The sequence below is a fragment of the Pseudomonas serbica genome, from assembly GCF_028823535.1.
Taxonomy (GTDB): Bacteria; Pseudomonadota; Gammaproteobacteria; order Pseudomonadales; family Pseudomonadaceae; genus Aquipseudomonas; species Aquipseudomonas serbica.
On sequence record NZ_JAQIYM010000010.1, the window covers coordinates 23,200 to 44,133 of the forward strand.

Genomic DNA, 20,934 nt, shown 5'->3' on the forward strand with positions numbered 1-20,934 from the left:
CCCTTGTAGTTTCTGCGATTTGCCTGCCCCGCCTCGCTCCTACAGCTCAAATCTGCTGTGTCCTACACCATCCCCCGACTAAATGCTAGAATCCCCGCCCATCATGCGGTCATTCTTCGTTTTTGGCCGAACATTCCTTCAAACAGTGCATCCCATGCTGAAGAAGCTGTTCCAGTCATTCCGTACTCCCGTGCGTCGTACGCAACACATTCGCAGCACGCCTGAAGTGCTCAACAGCGGTCAACATTCGCTGCAAAAGGGGCAATTCAGCCGTTACGCGGTGAACATCGTCGAACGCCTGCAGGGCGCCGGTTACCAGGCCTATCTGGTTGGCGGCTGTGTGCGTGACATGCTGCTCGGCATCACGCCGAAAGACTTCGACGTCGCCACCAGCGCCACCCCTGAACAGGTACGCGCCGAATTCCGTAACGCACGGATCATCGGCCGCCGGTTCAAACTGGTGCATATCCACTTTGGTCGCGAAATCATCGAAGTTGCGACCTTCCGCGCCAATCACCCGCAAAACGACGAAGAGGAAGATCAAAATCAATCCTCGCGAAACGAAAGCGGGCGCATCCTGCGCGATAACGTCTACGGGACCCTGGAAGAAGACGCGCAACGTCGCGACTTCACCATCAACGCCCTGTACTACGACCCGGTCAGCGAACGCATCCTCGATTACGCCAACGGCGTGCACGACATTCGCAACCAACTGATCCGCCTGATTGGCGACCCCAAGCAGCGCTACCAGGAAGATCCGGTGCGGATGCTGCGCGCCGTGCGGTTTGCCGCCAAGCTGAATTTCGGCATCGAAAAACACAGCGCCGCGCCTATCCGCGATCTCGCGCCCATGCTGCGCGAGATCCCGTCGGCCCGCCTGTTTGAAGAAGTGCTCAAGCTGTTCCTGTCCGGTCACGCGGCCGACACCTTTGAAATGCTGGTCGACCTGCAATTGTTCGATCCACTGTTCCCGGCCAGCGCCGAGGCGCTGGAATACAACCCGACCTACACCCACACCCTGATCAGCGAAGCCCTGATCAACACCGACCTGCGCATCAAGCAGAACAAACCGGTGACCCCGGCGTTCCTGTTTGCCGCCCTGCTCTGGCCTGCCCTGCCGGCACGCGTATTGCGTTTGCAGGACCGTGGCATGCCACCGATCCCGGCGATGCAGGAAGCCGCTCACGAACTGATTGCCGAGCAATGCCAACGCATCGCGATCCCGAAACGCTTCACCCTGCCGATCCGCGAGATCTGGGACATGCAGGAGCGCCTGCCACGGCGCAGCGGCAAACGGGCCGACCTGCTGCTGGACAATCCACGATTCCGCGCTGGCTACGACTTCCTGCTGCTGCGCGAAAGCGCCGGCGAGCAGACCGATGGCCTGGGCGAATGGTGGACGGACTACCAGGATGCCAATGACAGCGAACGTCGCGACATGATTCGTGACCTCAGCGGCAAGGACGACGGCACCGGCGGCCCACGCAAACGTCGCCGCAGCGGCGGCTCCAAGCGCAAGCGCGCAGCGGACGCATCGAGTACCACGGGCGAGTAATCCATGGAACGCATCTACATCGGCATGGGCAGCAACCTGGCTGACCCCGCCGAACAACTGCGCAGCGCCGTAGAGGCGCTGGCACAGTTGCCGCACTCGGAGCTTGTCGGGGTTTCAGCCTTCTATCAAAGCGACTCGTTGCTGCCCGGCCAGCCGCGTTACACCAACGCAGTGGCCGCGCTCGACAGCACGCTGCCCCCCCTAGAGCTACTCGACGCCCTGCAGTCAATCGAGAACGGCCAGGGCCGCGAGCGCCTCGAGCGCTGGGGGCCGCGTACGCTGGATCTGGACATCCTGCTGTTCGGAGCCCGCCTGATCGACGAGCCTCGCCTGAGAGTCCCTCATTACCATATGCAGGAACGGGCATTCGTGCTGTATCCCCTGGCCGAACTGGCTCCCGCCGACTTGCGCCTTGCCGATGGCCGCACACTGGCCGACTTGCTCGCTTCGTGCCCGTTCGTCGGGCTGGAACGCCTCCCTTCGAGCTGACCAAGCCCCCCTGTGGGTGCGGGCTTGCTCCGGGCGGCGTTCCGACGAAAGCGGTGCATCAATCAACACAGATGTTGAATGTCAGGCCTCCTTCGCGAGCAAGCCCGCTCCCACATTGGATTGTGTTGCTCCTGCAGAATTTGCTGAAACGCATCAGTCAACCCGGTAACACCCCACGCGTAACAATGCGGTAACACACGCAATTGACTTCCCACGTTCTCCTCACGACTATAGGCGTCCCGCTGCCGTCACCGCGGCATCAAGGGCGCAATCCAGGCCTTAAAAGCACGACAAAAGACCGTGCGCCTGTATTCAACGAAGAATCACGCGCGTTACTCGCAGTAGTTTCCACAGCGCCTGAATGAGGAACTTTTCATGCCAGCCATCACCCTGACCACTCTGCAAGGTCTCAAGCAAAAAGGTGAAAAAATCACCATGCTGACCTGCTATGACGCGACCTTCGCCCACGCCTGCAACCAGGCCGGCGTCGAAGTGCTGCTGGTGGGCGACTCCCTCGGCATGGTTCTGCAAGGTCATGACAGCACCCTGCCGGTCACCACCGCCGAGATGGCTTACCACGTGGCCTGCGTCAAACGCGGTAACACCGACGCCCTGATCCTGGCCGACTTGCCGTTCATGGCCTACGCCACCACGGAACAGGCCATGACCAACAGTGCCCTGCTGATGCAGGCCGGCGCTCACATGGTCAAGATCGAAGGCGCGTTGTGGCTGGCGGACTCGATCCGCCTGCTGGCGGAACGAGGCATTCCGGTGTGTGCCCACATGGGCCTGACGCCGCAATCGGTGAACATCCTCGGCGGCTACAAAGTCCAGGGTCGCAACGAAAACCAGGCGCGGCAGATGCGTGCCGATGCGATTGCGTTGGAACAGGCCGGCGCGGCGATGCTGCTGCTCGAATGCGTACCCAGCGACCTGGCCGAAGAAATCACCCAGGCCGTGAGCATTCCGGTCATCGGGATTGGCGCCGGCCACCGCACCGACGGCCAGGTATTGGTCCTGCATGACATGCTGGGCCTGTCCATTACCGGACGCGTACCCAAGTTCGTGAAGAACTTCATGGCCGGCCAGGAAAGCATTCATGCGGCCTTGAGCGCTTACGTCACTGAAGTCAAAGCGGCGACTTTCCCAGGCATCGAACACGGATTCTCTGCATGAACACCGTCAAAACCGTACGCGAATTGCGGGCCGCCGTGGCCCGCGCCCGCAGTGAAGGCAAGCGCATCGGCTTTGTGCCGACCATGGGCAACCTGCACAGCGGTCATGTCGCGCTGATCACCAAGGCCACCCAACGGGTGGATTTCGTGGTCGCGAGCATTTTCGTCAACCCGCTGCAGTTCGGTGTTGGCGAAGACCTCGACAAATACCCGCGCACCCTCGCCGCCGATCAGGAAAAGCTGCTCGAGGCCGGTTGCGACCTGTTGTTCGCGCCAACCGTTGAAGAGATGTACCCCGACGGCATGGCCGGCCAGACCCGCGTCAGCGTCCCGCAGCTTTCCGAAGGCCTGTGCGGCGCCAGCCGTCCGGGGCATTTCGAAGGTGTGGCAACGGTGGTCAGCAAGCTGTTCAATATGGTCCAGCCGGACCTGGCGATCTTCGGCCAGAAGGACTATCAGCAACTGGCGGTGATTCGCGCGCTGGTGCATGACCTGAACATGCCGATCCAGATCATCGGCGAGCCGACGGTACGGGCGGCCGATGGCCTGGCTCTTTCGTCGCGCAATGGCTTCCTCGACGAGGATCAGCGCGCGGTGGCTCCAGTGGTGTATCGCACGCTGAGCGAGATCGCCGAATCGATCAAGCAAGGCGAGCGCGATTACCCGGCCCTGATCCGCACCAAGCTGCAACAGCTCGAAGCGGCGGGCCTGCGCCCCGACTACCTGGAAATTCGCCATGGGTTGAGCCTGCGCCCGGCAACCCCGGAAGATCGGGACCTGGTGATCCTGGTGGCGGCGTTCCTGGGGACGACGCGCCTGATCGACAACCTGCACCTGAACCTCGACACCCCCGCCTGACTCCCCCACGACCGCGCCGGTACAAAAAAGTACCGGTCGCAGGTCCGACAAAGCCAAGACAGATCGTCTCTCTGGGTTTACTGTTACCGGTCTGCGCTATTTAATCGTGTGCACGCAGGCTAACCGGGTTACCGCCAGTCAGTGGTCAGGACATTCCGGTATTTTCAGTGTCTTAAAGGCAGTTCAAGTAAAAGGAAACCCGCAGCGATGGCGTATTACCGCACCCCCCACGACGTGACCACCCTGCCCGCCTGGCAGGCGTTGAAAGACCACCGCCAGGCCATGCAGGATTTCAACATGCGCGAGGCCTTCAACGCCGACCCGCAGCGCTTCAACCAATTCACCCTGAGCAGCTGTGGCCTGTTTCTCGACTATTCGAAAAACCTGATCAACGCCCAGACCCGCGACCTGCTGGTGGGCCTGGCCGACGAAGTCGACCTCAAGGGCGCGATCAAATCGCTGTTCGATGGCGAAATCGTCAACGCCTCCGAAGGACGCCCCGCCCTGCACACCGCCTTGCGTCGCCCGGTCGGCGACAAGCTGTCGGTCAACGGCGTCAACGTGATGCCTGAAGTGCACAAGGTACTGAACCAGATCACCGACCTCGTGGGCCGTATCCACGACGGCCTGTGGCGCGGCTACTCCGAGAAGCCAATCACTGACGTGGTCAACATCGGCATCGGTGGTTCGTTCCTCGGTCCGGAACTGGTGTCCGAAGCCCTGCTGGCCTATGCCCAGAAAGGCGTGCGCTGCCACTACCTGGCAAACATCGATGGCAGCGAATTTCACGAACTGGCCATGAAGTTGCGCGCCGAGACCACGCTCTTCATCGTCTCGTCGAAATCCTTCAATACTCTCGAAACCCTGAAAAACGCTCAGGCCGCACGCGCCTGGTACCTGGCCCAGGGGGGCTCGGAAGCCGAGCTGCATCGCCACTTCATCGCGGTATCGAGCAACAACGCCGCCGCCGTGGCGTTTGGCATTCGCGAAGAGAACATCTTCCCGATGTGGGACTGGGTCGGCGGGCGTTACTCGCTGTGGTCGGCCATCGGCCTGCCGATTGCCTTGGCCATCGGCATGTCGAACTTCAAGGAATTGCTGTCCGGTGCCTACACCATGGACCAGCACTTCCTGAATACCCCGTTCGAACAGAACATGCCGGTGCTGCTGGCCTTGCTTGGTGTGTGGTACGGCAATTTCTGGGGCGCGCAAAGCCACGCGATCCTGCCGTACGATCACTACCTGCGTAACATCACCAAGCACTTGCAACAGCTGGACATGGAATCCAACGGCAAGAGCGTGCGCCAGGACGGTACACCCGTCAGCACCGACACCGGCCCGGTGATCTGGGGTGGCGTGGGCTGCAACGGCCAGCACGCTTACCACCAGTTGCTGCACCAGGGCACCCAACTGATCCCGGCCGATTTCATCGTGCCGATCGTCAGCTTCAACCCGGTGGCCGACCATCACCAGTGGCTGTACGCCAACTGCCTGTCGCAAAGCCAGGCACTGATGCTCGGCAAGACCTTGGCCGAAGCGCAGGCCGAGCTGCGTGACAAAGGTATGAGCGAAGAGCAGGTGCAGAGCCTGGCGCCGCACAAGGTGATCCCGGGCAACCGTCCGAGCAACACCCTGGTGGTCGAGCGCATCAGCCCGCGGCGCCTGGGTGCGCTGGTGGCGATGTACGAACACAAAGTCTTCGTGCAAAGCGTGATCTGGGGCATCAATGCCTTCGACCAATGGGGCGTGGAGCTGGGCAAGGAACTGGGCAAAGGCGTCTACAACCGCCTGGTCGGCAGTGAGGAAACCCCGGCCGACGACGCATCCACCCAAGGCTTGATCAACTACTTCCGCGGGCGTCACCGCGGATGACTTGACGCTTGTACTAACCTTTGTAGGAGCTGGCTTGCCAGCGATTGCGGTGTGTCAGTCGACATAGGTATTGACTGATCCACCGCTTTCGCTGGCAAGCCATCTCCTACGAGGGTCGCGCAGCTCCCCTCTTCGCCAAAACAAGAAGAAGGAACCGTCATGTTCGATATCAGCACGTTTCCCAAAGCCGATGCCGTGCGCCGGGCTGCTCAATTGAGTCAGGACGACTATCGCCGCCTGTACCGCGAATCCATCGAACACCCCAGCACCTTCTGGGCCGAACAAGCCACCCGCTTCCTCGACTGGAGCACACCGTGGCAGACCGTCCAGCGCTACGACCTGAAAACCGGTGAAGCCCACTGGTTTGCCGGCGCAAAACTGAACGTCAGCTACAACTGCATTGACCGTCACCTGGCCACACGCGGCGATCAAACCGCGATCATCTGGGAAGGCGACGACCCCGCCGAATCCACCCAGATCACCTACAAGAAACTTCACCATTACGTCTGCCGCCTGGCCAATGTGCTCAAAAGCCGTGGCGTGAAAAAAGGCGACCGGGTGTGCATCTACATGCCGATGATCCCTGAAGCAGCCTATGCCATGCTCGCCTGTACGCGCATTGGCGCAGTGCATTCGGTGGTGTTCGGTGGATTCTCGCCGGATTCGCTGCGCGACCGGATCCTCGACGCCGACTGCCGCACAGTGATCACCGCCGATGAAGGCGTGCGCGGCGGCAAATTCGTACCGCTCAAGCACAATGTCGACAAGGCGCTGCAAAGCTGCCCGAATGTCAGCACCGTGGTCGTAGTCGAACGGACCCAGAACCCGGTGAACTGGGTCGAGGGCCGCGACCTCTGGTATCACCAGGCGCTGCGCGACGTCAGCGACGACTGCCCGCCCGAGCCGATGGACGCCGAAGACCCGCTGTTCATCCTCTACACCTCCGGTAGCACCGGTAAACCCAAGGGCGTGCTGCACACCACTGGCGGCTACCTGCTACAAGCGGCAATGACCTTCAAATATGTGCTGGACTACCGCGACGGTGAAGTTTTCTGGTGCACCGCCGATGTCGGCTGGGTCACCGGCCACAGCTACATCGTCTACGGTCCATTGGCCAATGGCGCCACCACCCTGATCTTCGAAGGCGTGCCGAGCTACCCGAGCACGTCGCGGTTCTGGCAGGTGATCGACAAGCACAAGGTGAACATCTTCTACACTGCCCCCACCGCGTTACGCGCGCTGATGCGCGAAGGTGCGCAGCCATTGAAGGAAACGTCCCGCGCCAGCTTGAGATTGCTCGGCACAGTCGGTGAGCCGATCAACCCGGAAGCCTGGGAGTGGTACTTCAATGTCGTCGGCGAACAACGCTGCCCTATCGTCGATACCTGGTGGCAGACCGAGACCGGCGGCATCATGCTCAGCCCGCTGGTCAGCGCGCAGCGGATCAAACCGGGCTGCGCGACACAACCGATGTTCGGCGTGCAACCGGTGTTGCTGGACGAGCATGGCAAGGAAATCAAAGGTGCCGGCAGCGGAGTGCTGGCGATCAAATCCAGCTGGCCGGCACAGATCCGCAGCGTCTACGGCGACCCGCAACGAATGGTCGACACCTACTTCAAACCCTACCCCGGCTACTACTTCACCGGCGATGGCGCTCGCCGCGACGAAGATGGCGACTACTGGATCACCGGGCGCATCGACGATGTCATCAACGTCTCCGGGCATCGTATCGGCACCGCCGAAGTGGAGAGCGCCCTGGTCGTGCATGACAACATCGCCGAAGCCGCCGTGGTCGGTTATCCCCATGACGTCAAGGGCCAGGGCATCTACGCCTTCGTCACCCCCATGAACGGCGTCGAGGCCAACGAAGAACTGAAAAAAGCCTTGCTAGCCCACGTCAGCAAGGAAATCGGCAGCTTCGCCAAGCCCGACCTGATCCAGTGGGCGCCGGCCTTGCCGAAAACCCGCTCAGGCAAGATCATGCGGCGCATCCTGCGCAAGATCGCCTGTAACGAACTGGACAGCCTGGGAGATACCTCGACCCTGGCTGACCCGAGCGTGGTCCAGGGCTTGATCGACAAGCGCTTGAACCAATAACGTACTGCTTCTGAAGTCAAAACCGGGACACCATGGAATACATTCGTACCCGCATCGAAACCCAGATCATGAGCCTGACCGGCCTGTCCCTGGGCAAGCTCGACCTGGAAAACCCCAAGGGCGACCCCGGGCTGTTCGGGCCGGATTCGGTGAGCTGGCAAGTCCACGGCGACTTCAGCAGCATGTTGATCGGCGGCATCAGCGCCCTGATGCTGCAGGCCCTGCACCCGCTTGCCCTGGCGGGTGTGTGGGACCATTCGAATTTTCGCGAGGACATGCTCGGTCGCCTGCGCCGCACCGGGCAATTCATCTCCGGCACCACCTTCGGTTCACGCCAGGACGCCGACTGGCTGATCGAGAAAGTGCGCACCATCCATCTGCAAGTGACCGGCACCGCGCCCGACGGCCGCCCCTATGCCGCCAGCGATCCCGAGCTGCTGACCTGGGTGCATGTGGCCGAGGTCAGCAACTTCCTCGCCGCCCACTTGCGCTACCGCAACCCTCGCTTGTCCCTGGCCGATCAGGATCGTTACTACGGCGAAATCGCTCTGGTAGCCGAACGCCTCGGCGCGCGCGAGGTGCCGCGTTCCCGTCAGGAAGTCTGCGATTACCTTGAACACATCCGCCCGCAACTGCTGTGCGACGAACGCAGTCGGGAAGTGCTGCGATTGTTGTTGAACGCCCCTTCCCCCAGCCGCCTGGCCAGACCATTCGGCGGTTTGATGATGCAGGCAGGAATCGATCTGCTGCCGGACTGGGCGAGTGACATGCTCGGCGTCCATCAAAGTCCGCTGCAACGCAAACTGATCCGCGCCAGCGTCAACCGCAGTGCGCCGATGCTGCGCTGGGCAGTGCGCAATGGCTCGGTGCAGCGTGCGAAAAGACGTATGGGCTTGTTGTAGGCGCGAGCCTGCTCGCGATGCTGTTAAACTCCCGCGCCCAATTCCACCTGCAAGGCGCCCGGCATGTCCTCCTTGAATCAGGCGCTGCGCGCCGCCCTTGAAAACCGCCAGGATCTGCTGGCCGAGTTGCACAGCCAGGGCACCGACTGCTATCGCCTGTTCCATGGCAGCCAGGAAGGCGCCGGCGGCCTGACGATCGACCGCTATGGCCCGCAACTGATGGTGCAGAGCTTCCACCAGTCGCTGGACCGCGAAGCGTTGCTGCAGTTGCACGAAATCGTCAATCAGCACTTGGGCTTTGAAACCCTGCTGGTCTACAACGACCGCTCCCGTGGCAACTCGCGCATCGACCGCGAAGACACCGTCTACCGCAACGACGACGCCGCGCTGCAAGACCTGGTGGGCCATGAATGGGGCCTCAATTACCGGGTGCGCGGGCGCCACGCCGGGCAAGACCCGCTGCTGTTCCTCGACCTGCGCAACACCCGCGGCTGGGTCAAGGCCCACAGCCAGAACAAAAGCGTACTGAACCTGTTCGCCTACACCTGCGGGGTCGGCCTCAGCGCCGCCGCCGGTGGAGCCCGCGAGGTATGCAACCTGGACTTCGCCGAAGGCAACCTGGCGGTCGGTCGCGAGAATGGCCTGCTCAACCCGCAATTGCCGACCATGGAATTCATCCAGTCCGACTACTTCCCGGCCATTCGCCAGTTGGCCGGCCTGCCCATTAGCCAGCGTCGCGGGCAGAAACTGCCGAGCTATCAACGCCTGGAACAGCGTCAATACGACCTGGTGCTGCTCGATCCACCGGCCTGGGCCAAGAGTGCTTTCGGCACCGTCGACCTGCTGCGCGACTATCAGAGCCTGCTCAAGCCGGCGTTGCTGGCCACCGCCGACAATGGCGTGCTGATCTGCTGCAACAACCTGGCAAAAGTCAGCATGGACGACTGGCGTGAGCAGGTTTTGCGTTGCGCCGAGAAAGCCGGTCGGCCGGTACGGGAGTGGACCGTCATGAAACCAGGCGCCGACTTCCCGTCCATGGACCAGCAGCCACCGCTGAAAACCCTGATTTTGCAGTTCTGAAAGTCGCCGTTGTTTTCAGACAAATCCGGCCGGATGTGAGGACTTCGGAACCGAAATCGCGTGCCATACTCCAAGGCACTCCGATCCAGACAGATGAAGCCGCACATGTACAAAGGATTGATTCGCGCCATCGGCGCCTTGTTGACTGCTCTGGCCCTGTACAGTCTGCTGGGCTTTCTGATTTTGCCCGGCATCGCGTTGCGCGTTGCCAACCAACAACTGGCCAACTACGCCACGACGCCCGCCACCCTCCAGCGTATCGAACTCAACCCGTTCAGCCTTGAAGTGACCCTTTGGGGCCTGAACATCGGCGAGCCCGGCAAGGAGCAGGTCGGCTTCCAACGCCTATACGCCAACCTGCAGCTCGACAGTCTCTGGACCAAGGCGCTGCACCTGTCCGACATCGAACTGGAAAAATCCACGACCGAAATCCTCTTCAGCAAGGACGGCAAGCTCAATCTGCGCGGGCTGTTCAAACTGCCAGCGAGTGAACCCACGCCGGCCGACCCGAATGCCAAGCCGTTCCCGTTGCGCATCGACCGGATCAAACTGGCCGGCGGCGCCTTGCACTTCAAGGATGAGCGCCCCAGCGAACCGATCGAATTTCTCTACGACAAACTCGACTTCGAACTGAAAAATCTCAGCACCCTGCCCGAAGACAGCGCCGACATGGAGCTGGTCGCTATTGGTCCCAACGGTGGCCAGATCGACTGGACCGGCAACTTCAGCCTCATTCCGTTCGCCTCTGAAGGTAAGCTGAAAATTACTGACGGCAAGATGAAAGCCTTCTGGCCCTATGTTCGCGACGCCGTGCCCCTGGACCTCGAAAGCGGGGTGATGAGCCTCAGTACCGACTACAAACTCAGCCTGGCCAAGCAAACCGAACTGCTGCTGAACAACCTCTCTGTCAGCGTCGCGCCTTTCGCGATCAAGGCCCCGGACGGACGGCCGCTGGCGAAGCTCGAGCGTCTGGACATCAGCGAAACCACGGTGGACCTGGCCAAACAACAAGTGGTGGTCGGCAAGATCCGCAGCCACAAGCTGGAAACCTGGGCCGCACTGGAAACCGATGGCCAACTCGACTGGCAGAAGCTGTTTGCCAGCCAACCGTCCAAGCCGGCGGCCAAGGCCAACGCCGAACCGCCGAGCACCCCGGCGGCGGCCGATTCGCCGAAACCTGAACCGGCAGTGCCGAGCAAACCCTGGCAAGTGCTGCTCACCGATGTGCAATTGCGCGATTACAAAGTGCATCTGGCGGACCGCAAGGCACAACCCCCCGTGGAAGTGGAACTGAGCCCGCTGAATCTCGACTTGCAGAAGTTCGACAGCCTCAATGGCTCGCCCTTCGCCCTCAAGCTCGACACCGGCGTGGGCAAACAAGGCAAGCTCACGGCCGATGGCGAGGTCAACCTGGCGCCGGTCAGCGCCAGGCTCAACGTACAGACCAAGGACATCGACTTGCGCGTCGCCCAGTCCTATATCAGTCCGTTCATTCGCCTGGAACTGCGCAGCGGCATGCTCGGCAGCGACCTGGCGGTCAATCTGAAAAGCACTGAGCCACTGGCCCTCAGCGTCACCGGCCGCGCCCAGGTCGATCAGTTGCACACCCTCGATACCCTCAAGACCCGCGACTTCCTCAAGTGGCAACAGTTGGTGGTCGAAGGCCTGAACTACCAGCACGGCGACAGCTTGTCGATCGACAAGATCAACCTGCTGCAACCCTATGCGCGCTTCATGATCAACGATGACCGAACCACCAACATCGATGATCTGCTGATCCCGCAACCGCCGGACGCCGGCGCCAAACCCGCCGCCAGCAAACCGGCCGCCAGCAAGGACAAGCCCCTGGGCATCCATATCGGCGGCATTGCCATCAACGACGGATCTGCGAACTTCGCCGACTTCAGCCTGACCCCGAACTTCGCCACGGCCATCCAGCAGCTCAACGGTTCGATCGGGACCATCGACAGCCGCCAGGCGAAACCGGCCAGTGTCGATATCAAGGGCAAGGTCGACCGTTACGCACCGGTGACCATCAAGGGCGCAGTCAACCCGTTCGACCCGATGGCCAGCCTCGACATCGCCACCAGTTTCAAACGCGTGGAACTGACCACGCTGACCCCCTACTCCGGCAAGTTCGCCGGTTATCGCATCCGCAAGGGCCGGCTCAACCTCGAACTGCATTACGTCATCGTCAAGGGCCAGCTCAAGGCTGAAAACAAAGTGGTGGTGGAGCAGTTGCAACTGGGCGAAAAAGTCGACAGCCCGGACGCCGTGAGCCTGCCACTGAAACTGGCGATTGCCCTGCTCAAGGACGTCGACGGCAAGATTTCCATCGAACTGCCGGTGAGCGGCGACCTGAACAATCCGCAGTTCAGCGTCATGCCGATTGTCTGGCAGACCCTGCGCAACCTGATCGTCAAGGCTGCCGCCGCACCGTTCAAACTCATCGGTGGCCTGGTGAGCGGAGGTGGTTCGCAAGACCTGGGTACCGTGTCATTCGCGCCGGGCTCGAGCGACCTGAGCAAGGACGCCGAAGCGGCACTGGTCAAACTGTCCCAGGCCCTCAAGGAACGCCCGGCCCTGCGCCTGGAAATCGAGGGCACCGCGGCCAAGAGCAGCGACGGCCCGCTGCTCGCCGAGCAACGCCTGGAACGGGAATACCAGTACAACTACTACAAAATGCTCCAGCGCCGTGGCGACAAGGTACCGGCGAAAGCGAGTCTGCTGGAGGTGCCCGACAGTGAGAAAGGTCCACTGCTGGAAGGGATCTACCGCACACGCCTGAAAGTCCAGCCACCCGTCGAATGGAAAGATCTGGGCAAAGAAGAACGCACCGCAAAAATGCGTGCGGACGTGATCCAGTTCTGGAGTACCAGCGAAGTACTGTTGCGTGAGCTGGGTCAGGAACGCGCCAGCAGCATCAAGGATTATCTGGTCGACAAGGGGCAGTTGGCCGATGATCGGGTGTACTTCATCGATGCCCAGTTGGGCGAAGCCGAGAAGGACGGCAAGGTCGTCACCCCAATGCACCTGGACGCTGAGTGAGGGTGTGGGAGCCAGCCTGCTGGCTCCCACAGTTGTTCCCCAGGCCCGAAATAGAACAGGCCCCGACACGAATGCCGGGGCCTGTAATGACCACATCCTTGTGGCCGGTCGCATGAACTTCATAAGTTGCGGCAGACGTATGGCTCAGCCCGCCTACCGCGCCTTCTCCCAGTCCAGGCGAGAAGTCTTGCCTTACTCGGCTTTCAGGCCGTCAGCGGAGACCGCCTTGACGCCTTTGATTTTCTTGGCGATGGCCACCGCGGTGGTTTTCTGAGCGTCGGTTACCGCAACGGTGGACGACAGGGACACAACACCTTTATTGGTTTCCACTTTGATATCGGTACCTGGAATGCCTTTCTCGGTAACCAGGTCAGCTTTGACTTTGGTAGTGATCCAGGTATCGGAAGTAGCTTCTTTTGCTTCAGTCACTTCACCGGCAGCCAGCACCATTGGCGACTGGGTAGCCTGGGTGGTTTGAGCAAACGCAGCGTTGGCCATGGCCAGGGTCAGCGTGGTAGCAGCAGCGGCAGCAATAGCGAACTTCTTCATACGAGTAACTCCTGTTTTTCTGGAAAATCTGCTGATTGTCTTGTCAGCAGGCTTACCGTAGATATTGCGAACGCTGTGCCAACTTTGAAACACGTATAAATAGCTTAAAAATCAATAACTTATAAAATCAGTCATTTTTCACAATCATGCAAATTGCATGAGTTGGAAATTATCTACATGCAAGTTGCGGGTTTTGAAGAAGGCCTAAGGCCATGAATTGTGGGAAGTTTTCTCAGACACCCGACACCGCTGAACATCGTGAAAAAAATACCCCGCATAAGCGGGGTATCCGGTAATAAGCGGATGTATCAGGCTTTCGGGACTACGCCCGTACAGCCTTTTGGCGCGTATTCCTGATCGACGGTGGTGGCACATGTCCAGCCTGTTGCCGTACGCGAAAGGGTGATGGTTTTGTTCAGCACCGGAGCCGGCGCATTAAGGATCGTGCAACCGATGGTCCCGCTACCATCAGTGGCTTTACCGCTGGCCGAGGTCGTGCAGTTGGACGTTGATGGCGTGCCGCCGACCTTGGCCAGATCAGGGTCGTCGCCCTGATTGATCACATCCTCGAACGCCACCTTCAACGCCGATATCTCGGCCAGCCCGGCCGTCACCTTGGCCCGCGCCTGGTACTTCGAGTAAGCCGGTATCGCAAACGTTGCCAGAATGCCGATGATCGCCACCACGATCAGCAACTCGATCAGGGTAAAACCTTTTTGATTGTTCAAGGACAGCCTCCGTGCATGAGTCGAATTCTCATGATCTGCACCTGCACAGCACAGCCCATGCCAAGCCCTGCGTCCCCTGTCCGCGGGGCGCGCGATCGCCACGAAGCCCCTTTTTTTCCCTCAGGAACCGCACTATCTGACACTTTTTGTCACCTCAACGGCGCTGGATTGGTTCTGCCGCTTGACTAGGCTATAAGTCGCTTCCCGAGGAACGCATCGGCACATTCACGATCTATGAGCCGATCGGCTGCGATCAACGCATCGGCGGTTACAAAGGGCTGAACATGGCAGTCAAGGCAGCAAGCACCAGCGTCTACAGCTGGGAAGGCACAGACCGGAAAGGCGCGAAGATAACGGGCGAGTTGAGCGGCCAGAACCCGGCGCTGATCAAGGCGCAATTGCGCAAACAAGGTATCAACCCCGGCAAGGTGCGCAGGAAGACCACGTCGATTTTCAATCGGGGCAAGCGCATCAAGGCCCAGGACATTGCCCTTTTCACCCGGCAGATGGCGACCATGATGAAAGCCGGCGTGCCGTTGCTGCAATCCTTCGACATCATCGGTGAAGGCTTCGATAACCCGGCCATGCGCAAGCTGGTCGACGAAGTGAAACAGGATGTAGCGGCGGGCAACAGCTTCGCCGGCGCCTTGCGCAAGAAACCGCAATATTTCGACGAGTTGTACTGCAACCTGGTGGACGCCGGGGAACAGGCCGGCGCACTGGACACCTTGCTGGAGCGGGTGGCGACCTACAAGGAAAAAAGCGAGCGTCTCAAGGCGAAAATCAAGAAGGCCATGACCTACCCGCTGATCGTCGTGTGCGTCGCGATCATCGTGGCCGGCATCCTGCTGATCAAGGTGGTGCCGCAATTCGAATCCGTATTCAAGGGATTTGGCGCTGAGCTGCCGGCCTTCACCCTGATGGTCATCGACCTGTCGCAATTCATGCAGGCGTGCTGGTGGATGCTGCTGGGCGCGCTGACCGCAGGCATTTTCGCTGTGCGCCACGCCTTGAAAACCTCGCAAGGCTTTCGTGATCGAATGGACACCTGGCTGCTGAAACTGCCGCTGGCAGGTACCTTGATGTACAAGTCCGCCGTGGCCCGTTTCGCCCGCACGCTTTCGACCACTTTCGCCGCCGGTGTGCCGTTGGTAGAAGCCCTGGAGTCGGTGGCCGGCGCCACCGGCAACATCGTGTTCAAACGTGCGGTGCTGCGCGTTCGGCAGGACGTTGCTACGGGCATGCAGCTGAATTTTTCCATGCGTACGACCGGCGTTTTTCCCAACATGGCCATTCAGATGACCGCCATTGGCGAGGAGTCTGGCGCACTCGACGACATGCTCGACAAGCTCGCCGGCTTCTACGAGGACGAGGTCGACAATCTGGTCGACAATCTCACCAGCCTGATGGAACCGTTCATCATGGTGGTGCTGGGTGTTATTGTCGGCGGCCTGGTGGTTGCGATGTACCTGCCCATCTTCCAACTCGGCTCAGCGATCTGACATGCCCTTGAACGAAATTCTGATCCACTTCCCGCAGGCTTTCGTCGTCATCGCCGGGGTGGTCGGCCTGCTGGTCGGCAGCTTCCTCAATGTACTGGTCTGGCGGCTGCCGAAAATGCTCGAGCGCGAGTGGCGCATGCAAGCCCATGAGATCCTCGGGCTGCCCGGCGAAACACCGTTGCCTACTTTCAACCTGATGCTGCCCCACTCCCAATGCCCATACTGCGGCCACCGGATCCGTGCCTGGGAAAACATTCCGGTATTGAGCTTCCTGTTCCTGCGCGGGCGCTGTTCGGACTGTGCGACACCGATCAGCAAACGCTATCCATTGACCGAACTGGCCTGCGCGCTTCTGACCGCGTTCATTGCCTGGCACTTCGGTTTCGGTTGGCAAGCCGGCATGGCGATGCTCCTGACCTGGGGCCTGCTCGCCATGAGCCTGATCGACGCCGAGCATCAACTGCTGCCGGATGTGCTGGTGCTACCGCTGATGTGGCTGGGGCTGATCATCAACAGCCTCGATCTGTTCGTGCCATTGCCTGAGGCGTTGTGGGGCGCCATTGCCGGCTACATGGCCCTGTGGACGGTGTTCTGGGTGTTCAAGCTGATCACCGGCAAGGACGGCATGGGTCATGGCGATTTCAAGCTGCTGGCGATGTTTGGCGCCTGGGGCGGCTGGCAGATCCTGCCGCTGACGATCGTCCTGTCGTCCCTGCTGGGCGCGATCATCGGTGTGATTTACCTGCGCCTGCACAAGGCGCAAACATCGACGCCAATCCCTTTCGGCCCCTATCTGGCCATTGCCGGCTGGATTGCCCTGCTCTGGGGTGGTCAAATAACCGACTTCTATTGGCAGTTTGTCGGTCTGAAATGAATACCCCTGTGGAAAAACCCTGGATTCTCGGCTTGACCGGCGGCATCGGCAGCGGCAAAAGCGCGGCGGCCCAACACTTCATCGACCTGGGCGTGCACGCGGTCGATGCCGATCATGCCGCTCGCTGGGTGGTGGAACCCGGTCGGCCGGCGCTGGCGAAGATTGCCGAACACTTCGGCCCAGGCGTGTTGCTGGCCGACGGGCAACTGGACCGCGCCGCATTGCGCAAACTGATCTTCGAAGTACCAGAGCAACGCCTCTGGCTGGAAGCCTTGCTACATCCGCTGATCGCCGAAGAGATTGCCCATCACCTGGCGCTGGCAAAATCACCTTATGCGATCCTGGTTTCGCCGCTCCTGATCGAATCCGGCCAGTACGCCATGACCCAACGGGTCCTGGTGATCGATGCCCCCGAACAGTTGCAGATCGAACGCACCCTGCAGCGCGACCAGACCAGCGAGCAGCAGGTCCAGGCGATCCTCAAGGCCCAGTCCAGCCGCCAGGATCGCATAAGCCATGCCGACGACGTGGTGGTCAACGACCGCGATCTCGCCTGGCTGCACAGCGAGGTCGAACGCCTGCATCACTTTTACCTTACTTTGCGTGGAGGCCAGTCATGAGCCAACCAACAACCGTCGAATGCCCAACCTGTGGTGCCCCCGTGGAGTGGACAGCCGAGAGCAAATTCCGGCCATTCTGCTCTGATCGCTGCAAACTGATCGACCTGGGCGCCTGGGCGTCCGAAGAACACAAGATCCCAGTGGCTCCCGATGCCGAGGACGAGATGTTCAGCGGCGACTTCGACCCGCGTCACTGATTCTCGATGGCGTCGACGATCTCAAGCATGCGCTGCATCAAGGCTTGGGATCGTCGTCTTTCCAGGGCGCCGACAGATAACGCGTACGGTTGAAGGTCTCCAGCCATTCCGGGCAGAACACCACCAACGCGCTGACGACCATGCCGTTGATGAACGCCTCGGGAAAAATGATCAGCCACAGGTAACCGACAAAATCCTCCAGCCAGTACGGCATGGCGAATCGTTCGTCGTACCACAACAACGTCAGCGCCAGCACCAGGCACAGCAACGCTGAAAGGGCTGCGGCAAAGAAACCGGAAACGAAGATGTACACGAAGAGATTTCGTGGCTGCGCGCGCTCCACCAGAATCGCACAGCATTCGGTGATCAACACTGGCAACAAAATGAACAGTGCGCCATTGACCCCCATGGCCATCAGGTCCTGACGGCCCAGCAGCACCAGGCCTGTTTGCGCCACCAGACCGCCGACGATCGCCAGCGGCCAGTCCAGCAACAGCGTCACCGCCGTCATGCCGATAAAGTGATAGGACACGCCGGTATCAAAGTCCCGACGCACCAGCCACAGCATGAACAGCGCAAACACCGTACCGAACAGCAGATGCTGGCGACGACTGTCGGTGAACAACTCGACCCAGGGTGCGCGCACAACGGCCCAGAGCAATACCGGTAGGTAGATCAACCACCCCACGTTCAGGGTCTGGGATGACAACAGCTCGACACCGATCATGGCTGGGCGCACTCCCTGTCTTGCCGAAAGAGAAAGACCCTCAGTCTACACCGCACTTCGCCGGCCCTTCGACCTCATGCCCAATGCCGTGGATCGTTCATCACCGCGTCATGTTCGGCAAACATTTTTGGAAGCTCTGCCTTGAGAAAATCCACCCAGGTACGCACCTTGGCATCGAGAAAACGCCGCGACGGATACAGCGCATAGACATTGCGCTCACGCAGGCGCCAGGCCGGCAGTACACGCAACAAGGTGCCATCGCTCAAGGGCCGAGTGGCGGTGTGGAACGGCAGCAGGCTGATGCCCATGCCAGCCTCCGAGGCCTTGACCATCGACTCGGCGACATTGCACTGGAAGGTCTTGGCCGGACTGATGGCATGTTCGCCGTGTTCGTCCTGGAATATCCACGGGTCGCCATACATGGGATCAAGCAGGCGCAGGCATTGATGCTCGTTCAGCGCCAGCGGCTGCTGCGGAATACCCCTGCGCCGCAGGTAATCCGCTGAGGCGCAAGGAACGCTGTAGATCTGCCCGATGGCCTGGGCGACCAATTGCGAATCGGCCAGTTCGGGGGCGATCGAAATCACCACGTCGTGCCCTTCCTCCAGGGGATCGGGATTGCGCTGCGACAAAGTCAGTTCGAACACCACTTCGGGATAAAGCTCACTGTAGCGGGCGATCAGCGGCGTAATCAGCACGCCCAGGCCAGTCATGCTATGCACCCGCAGACGCCCGGCCGGGTTGATATGTGCGCCTCGGGCCTCGGCCGTCGCCTCGTCCATTTCTTCGACAATCTGCCGGCTGCGCAACAGGAAGCGCTCGCCCGCTTCCGTCAGGCTCAACCGTCGCGTGGTGCGTTGCAGCAGGCGTGCCTGTAGATGTACTTCCAGATCCGCGACCAATCGGGACACCTGTGCCGTCGACAGGTCCAGCGTGTCGGCCGCGGCGGTGAAACTGGCGCAGTCCACCACACGGATGAACACGCGCAAGTTGTTAAGCAAATCCATAATCCCCCCTCGGACTATTACATTATCCGTAACGCTGCATCAGCCGCTGGCCCCTTTATCCCCGGGTGGCGAAGACTAAAATCAATACATCAAAACCCACCCGGAGCACGCCAGCATGAAAACGTTGATCAGCCTGTTTCTGACCGTCATCGCCACCTCGGCGATGGCCGCTGACAACGAGCCGCTCGCTGTCTTGTACAACCCGGCGCAGCCGCTGGACATCGCCAAGGTGGTGTCTGTGTCGGACACCGCGACCGCTTGCGGGGTTGTGCCGGCGACCATGGTGTATGTGGATCATCAGGGCCAGACCCGCCGCGTGACGTACAACGTGATCGGCGATTGCACCAGCAACCTGTAATTGGCCGCTGCACTCACAGCAGGGTCCAGGTGTAACTGAGGATCAGGCGGTTTTCATCGATATCACTGCGGTAATTGGACCGCGCCATCGCGTTACGCACGCGGATGCCCAGGCCTTTGAGGCTGCCGCTTTGCAGCACATAGCCGATGTCCAGGTCACGCTCACGATCCTTGCCCTCATACCCCTTGCCGGTATCGACATTGTTGCCGCGGATGTAGCGCAGGGTACTGGTCAAGCCCGGTACACCCAGGGCCGCGAAGTCGTAGTCGTAACGCGCCTGCCAGGAACGCTCATCGGTGTAGGCGAACTCGTAGGTCGGCACCTCGTTACCCAGTGGCGAGATGTTGGCGAATACCCGCGGGAACGCGCTGTCGCCGAACATCCCCTGATAGCCGACATAAAAAGTGTGACCACCACGTTTGGCCGATAGCAACGAATAGAACGCCTGGTTGTCGATGTTGCCCAGCAGTTTTTTGCCGTCTTCGCGCGAATCGAAGTACCCGAGGTTGGCGCCCAGGACCCAGTCACCCAAGGGTTCGCTGTGTTTAAGGCCTAGAAAGCGCTGGTTGTAGATGTCCTCCAGTTGCCCGTACCAGGCGCTGACCGAGGTGCGCTTGTCGTTGAAGGCATAATCGCCACCGGCAAAATTGAACCCGTCACTGCTGACCTGGCGCTGCGGCACATGCCCGAGCATGGCCTGCATTTTTTCGTCGCCAGCCTCGTTGCGCAGGCTGGTTGAACTCAAGTGTCCGCCCTGCACGGTCAGGCCATTGATCTCGCTGGAGCTGATGCTCGCCCCCTGGTAACTCGGCGGCAGCAGGCGAATGTCACTGAACACCAGCACCGGCAGATTGGGTTGCAACTCGCCGACTTTCAGCTCGGTTTTCGAGTAACGCATCTTCAACGCGCCTTCCAGACGGCTGTAATTGTCCGCCGCGCGACCGTCATCCTGCACCGGCAGCAAACCGGTATTGACCCGGTCCGGGCTGCTGTCGAGCTTGAGTCCGAGCAAGCCGATGACATCCACACCAAAACCGACGGCACCCTGGGTGTAACCGGACTTCACGTTGAGGATGAAACCTTGGGCCCACTCCTGCGCCTTCGATTGTTGGTTGGCGCCGACGATGTCGGAATAGTCGCGGCTGAAGTAGTAATTGCGCGCCTGCAACGTCGCGGTGGTGTCTTCGATAAATCCACTCTCGGCGGCCATTGCGCCGGTGGAAAAACCCGAGACGACAGCCAGGGACAACGCCGAACCGGTTGTTGGAAGAATCTGTTTCATCGGTTTTTCTCTTA

19 protein-coding genes are annotated in these 20,934 nt (G+C 60.5%); 14 read left to right on the plus strand and 5 right to left on the minus strand.

Annotated features, from left to right (window positions below; translation table 11 throughout):
• Positions 1–154 precede the first annotated feature (154 nt).
• The 9 genes from NQL71_RS17385 (at position 155) to NQL71_RS17425 (ending at position 13,076) form a co-directional block, all read left to right on the plus strand.
• Positions 155–1,555 (plus strand): polynucleotide adenylyltransferase PcnB, encoded by a 1,401-nt coding sequence (locus NQL71_RS17385; protein WP_046815677.1) that lies wholly within the window; start codon positions 155–157, stop codon positions 1,553–1,555.
• A 3-nt stretch (positions 1,556–1,558) separates the two neighbouring features.
• The gene (gene folK, locus NQL71_RS17390) at positions 1,559–2,044 is read left to right on the plus strand and encodes a 2-amino-4-hydroxy-6-hydroxymethyldihydropteridine diphosphokinase (RefSeq protein WP_046815678.1); all 486 of its coding nucleotides are present in this window, start codon (positions 1,559–1,561) and stop codon (positions 2,042–2,044) included.
• 375 nt (positions 2,045–2,419) lie between these two features.
• Complete coding sequence (panB, locus tag NQL71_RS17395; protein ID WP_046815679.1) at positions 2,420–3,220, plus strand: 3-methyl-2-oxobutanoate hydroxymethyltransferase; 801 nt, start codon at positions 2,420–2,422, stop codon at positions 3,218–3,220.
• Positions 3,217–4,077, plus strand: coding sequence for a pantoate--beta-alanine ligase (gene panC / locus NQL71_RS17400; RefSeq protein WP_046815680.1), 861 nt, complete (start codon positions 3,217–3,219; stop codon positions 4,075–4,077). Before panB ends, panC begins: the two co-directional genes overlap by 4 nt.
• A gap of 207 nt (positions 4,078–4,284) precedes the next feature.
• Positions 4,285–5,949 carry a glucose-6-phosphate isomerase gene (gene pgi / locus NQL71_RS17405; protein ID WP_046815681.1) on the plus strand — a complete coding sequence of 555 codons (1,665 nt, stop codon included), beginning with the start codon at positions 4,285–4,287 and terminating at the stop codon, positions 5,947–5,949.
• Between the two features lie 159 nt (positions 5,950–6,108).
• Positions 6,109–8,046, plus strand: a complete 1,938-nt coding sequence (gene acs / locus NQL71_RS17410; RefSeq protein WP_046815682.1) for an acetate--CoA ligase — start codon at positions 6,109–6,111, stop codon at positions 8,044–8,046.
• A 32-nt stretch (positions 8,047–8,078) separates the two neighbouring features.
• On the plus strand, positions 8,079–8,948 hold the full coding sequence (locus NQL71_RS17415) for an oxygenase MpaB family protein (RefSeq protein ID WP_077185863.1): 870 nt from the start codon (positions 8,079–8,081) through the stop codon (positions 8,946–8,948).
• A 63-nt stretch (positions 8,949–9,011) separates the two neighbouring features.
• The gene (locus NQL71_RS17420) at positions 9,012–10,028 is read left to right on the plus strand and encodes a class I SAM-dependent rRNA methyltransferase (protein WP_046815684.1); all 1,017 of its coding nucleotides are present in this window, start codon (positions 9,012–9,014) and stop codon (positions 10,026–10,028) included.
• 93 nt (positions 10,029–10,121) lie between these two features.
• Complete coding sequence (locus NQL71_RS17425) at positions 10,122–13,076, plus strand: DUF748 domain-containing protein (RefSeq protein ID WP_274643062.1); 2,955 nt, start codon at positions 10,122–10,124, stop codon at positions 13,074–13,076.
• A gap of 192 nt (positions 13,077–13,268) precedes the next feature.
• On the opposite strand, the gene NQL71_RS17430 is transcribed toward NQL71_RS17425, so the two are convergent.
• Positions 13,269–13,625 carry a BON domain-containing protein gene (locus NQL71_RS17430; RefSeq protein WP_046815686.1) on the minus strand — a complete coding sequence of 119 codons (357 nt, stop codon included), beginning with the start codon at positions 13,623–13,625 and terminating at the stop codon, positions 13,269–13,271.
• 308 nt (positions 13,626–13,933) lie between these two features.
• Positions 13,934–14,353 (minus strand): pilin, encoded by a 420-nt coding sequence (locus NQL71_RS17435; RefSeq protein WP_046815687.1) that lies wholly within the window; start codon positions 14,351–14,353, stop codon positions 13,934–13,936.
• Between the two features lie 284 nt (positions 14,354–14,637).
• Here NQL71_RS17435 and NQL71_RS17440 point away from each other — a divergent pair, with 284 nt between their 5' ends.
• The 4 genes from NQL71_RS17440 to yacG are packed head-to-tail and all read left to right on the plus strand — an operon-like array spanning position 14,638 to position 17,546.
• Positions 14,638–15,855 (plus strand): type II secretion system F family protein, encoded by a 1,218-nt coding sequence (locus NQL71_RS17440; RefSeq protein ID WP_077185861.1) that lies wholly within the window; start codon positions 14,638–14,640, stop codon positions 15,853–15,855.
• 1 nt (position 15,856) lies between these two features.
• The gene (locus NQL71_RS17445; protein ID WP_166618909.1) at positions 15,857–16,729 is read left to right on the plus strand and encodes a prepilin peptidase; all 873 of its coding nucleotides are present in this window, start codon (positions 15,857–15,859) and stop codon (positions 16,727–16,729) included.
• Complete coding sequence (gene coaE, locus NQL71_RS17450; RefSeq protein ID WP_046815690.1) at positions 16,726–17,349, plus strand: dephospho-CoA kinase; 624 nt, start codon at positions 16,726–16,728, stop codon at positions 17,347–17,349. The genes NQL71_RS17445 and coaE overlap by 4 nt, the downstream gene beginning before the upstream one ends.
• Complete coding sequence (gene yacG, locus NQL71_RS17455) at positions 17,346–17,546, plus strand: DNA gyrase inhibitor YacG (protein WP_007970539.1); 201 nt, start codon at positions 17,346–17,348, stop codon at positions 17,544–17,546. The genes coaE and yacG overlap by 4 nt, the downstream gene beginning before the upstream one ends.
• Positions 17,547–17,583: 37 nt before the next feature.
• Here yacG and NQL71_RS17460 read toward each other — a convergent pair whose 3' ends face one another.
• Positions 17,584–18,273, minus strand: a complete 690-nt coding sequence (locus tag NQL71_RS17460; protein WP_077185859.1) for an energy-coupling factor ABC transporter permease — start codon at positions 18,271–18,273, stop codon at positions 17,584–17,586.
• 74 nt (positions 18,274–18,347) lie between these two features.
• Positions 18,348–19,280 (minus strand): LysR family transcriptional regulator, encoded by a 933-nt coding sequence (locus tag NQL71_RS17465; protein WP_046815692.1) that lies wholly within the window; start codon positions 19,278–19,280, stop codon positions 18,348–18,350.
• A 115-nt stretch (positions 19,281–19,395) separates the two neighbouring features.
• Between NQL71_RS17465 and NQL71_RS17470 the strand changes: the two genes are divergently transcribed.
• Positions 19,396–19,638: a DUF2790 domain-containing protein gene (locus NQL71_RS17470; protein ID WP_046815693.1), complete on the plus strand. Its 243-nt coding sequence runs from the start codon at positions 19,396–19,398 to the stop codon at positions 19,636–19,638.
• Positions 19,639–19,651: 13 nt separating this feature from the next.
• On the opposite strand, the gene NQL71_RS17475 is transcribed toward NQL71_RS17470, so the two are convergent.
• The gene (locus NQL71_RS17475; protein ID WP_166618910.1) at positions 19,652–20,920 is read right to left on the minus strand and encodes an OprD family porin; all 1,269 of its coding nucleotides are present in this window, start codon (positions 20,918–20,920) and stop codon (positions 19,652–19,654) included.
• Positions 20,921–20,934 lie beyond the last annotated feature (14 nt).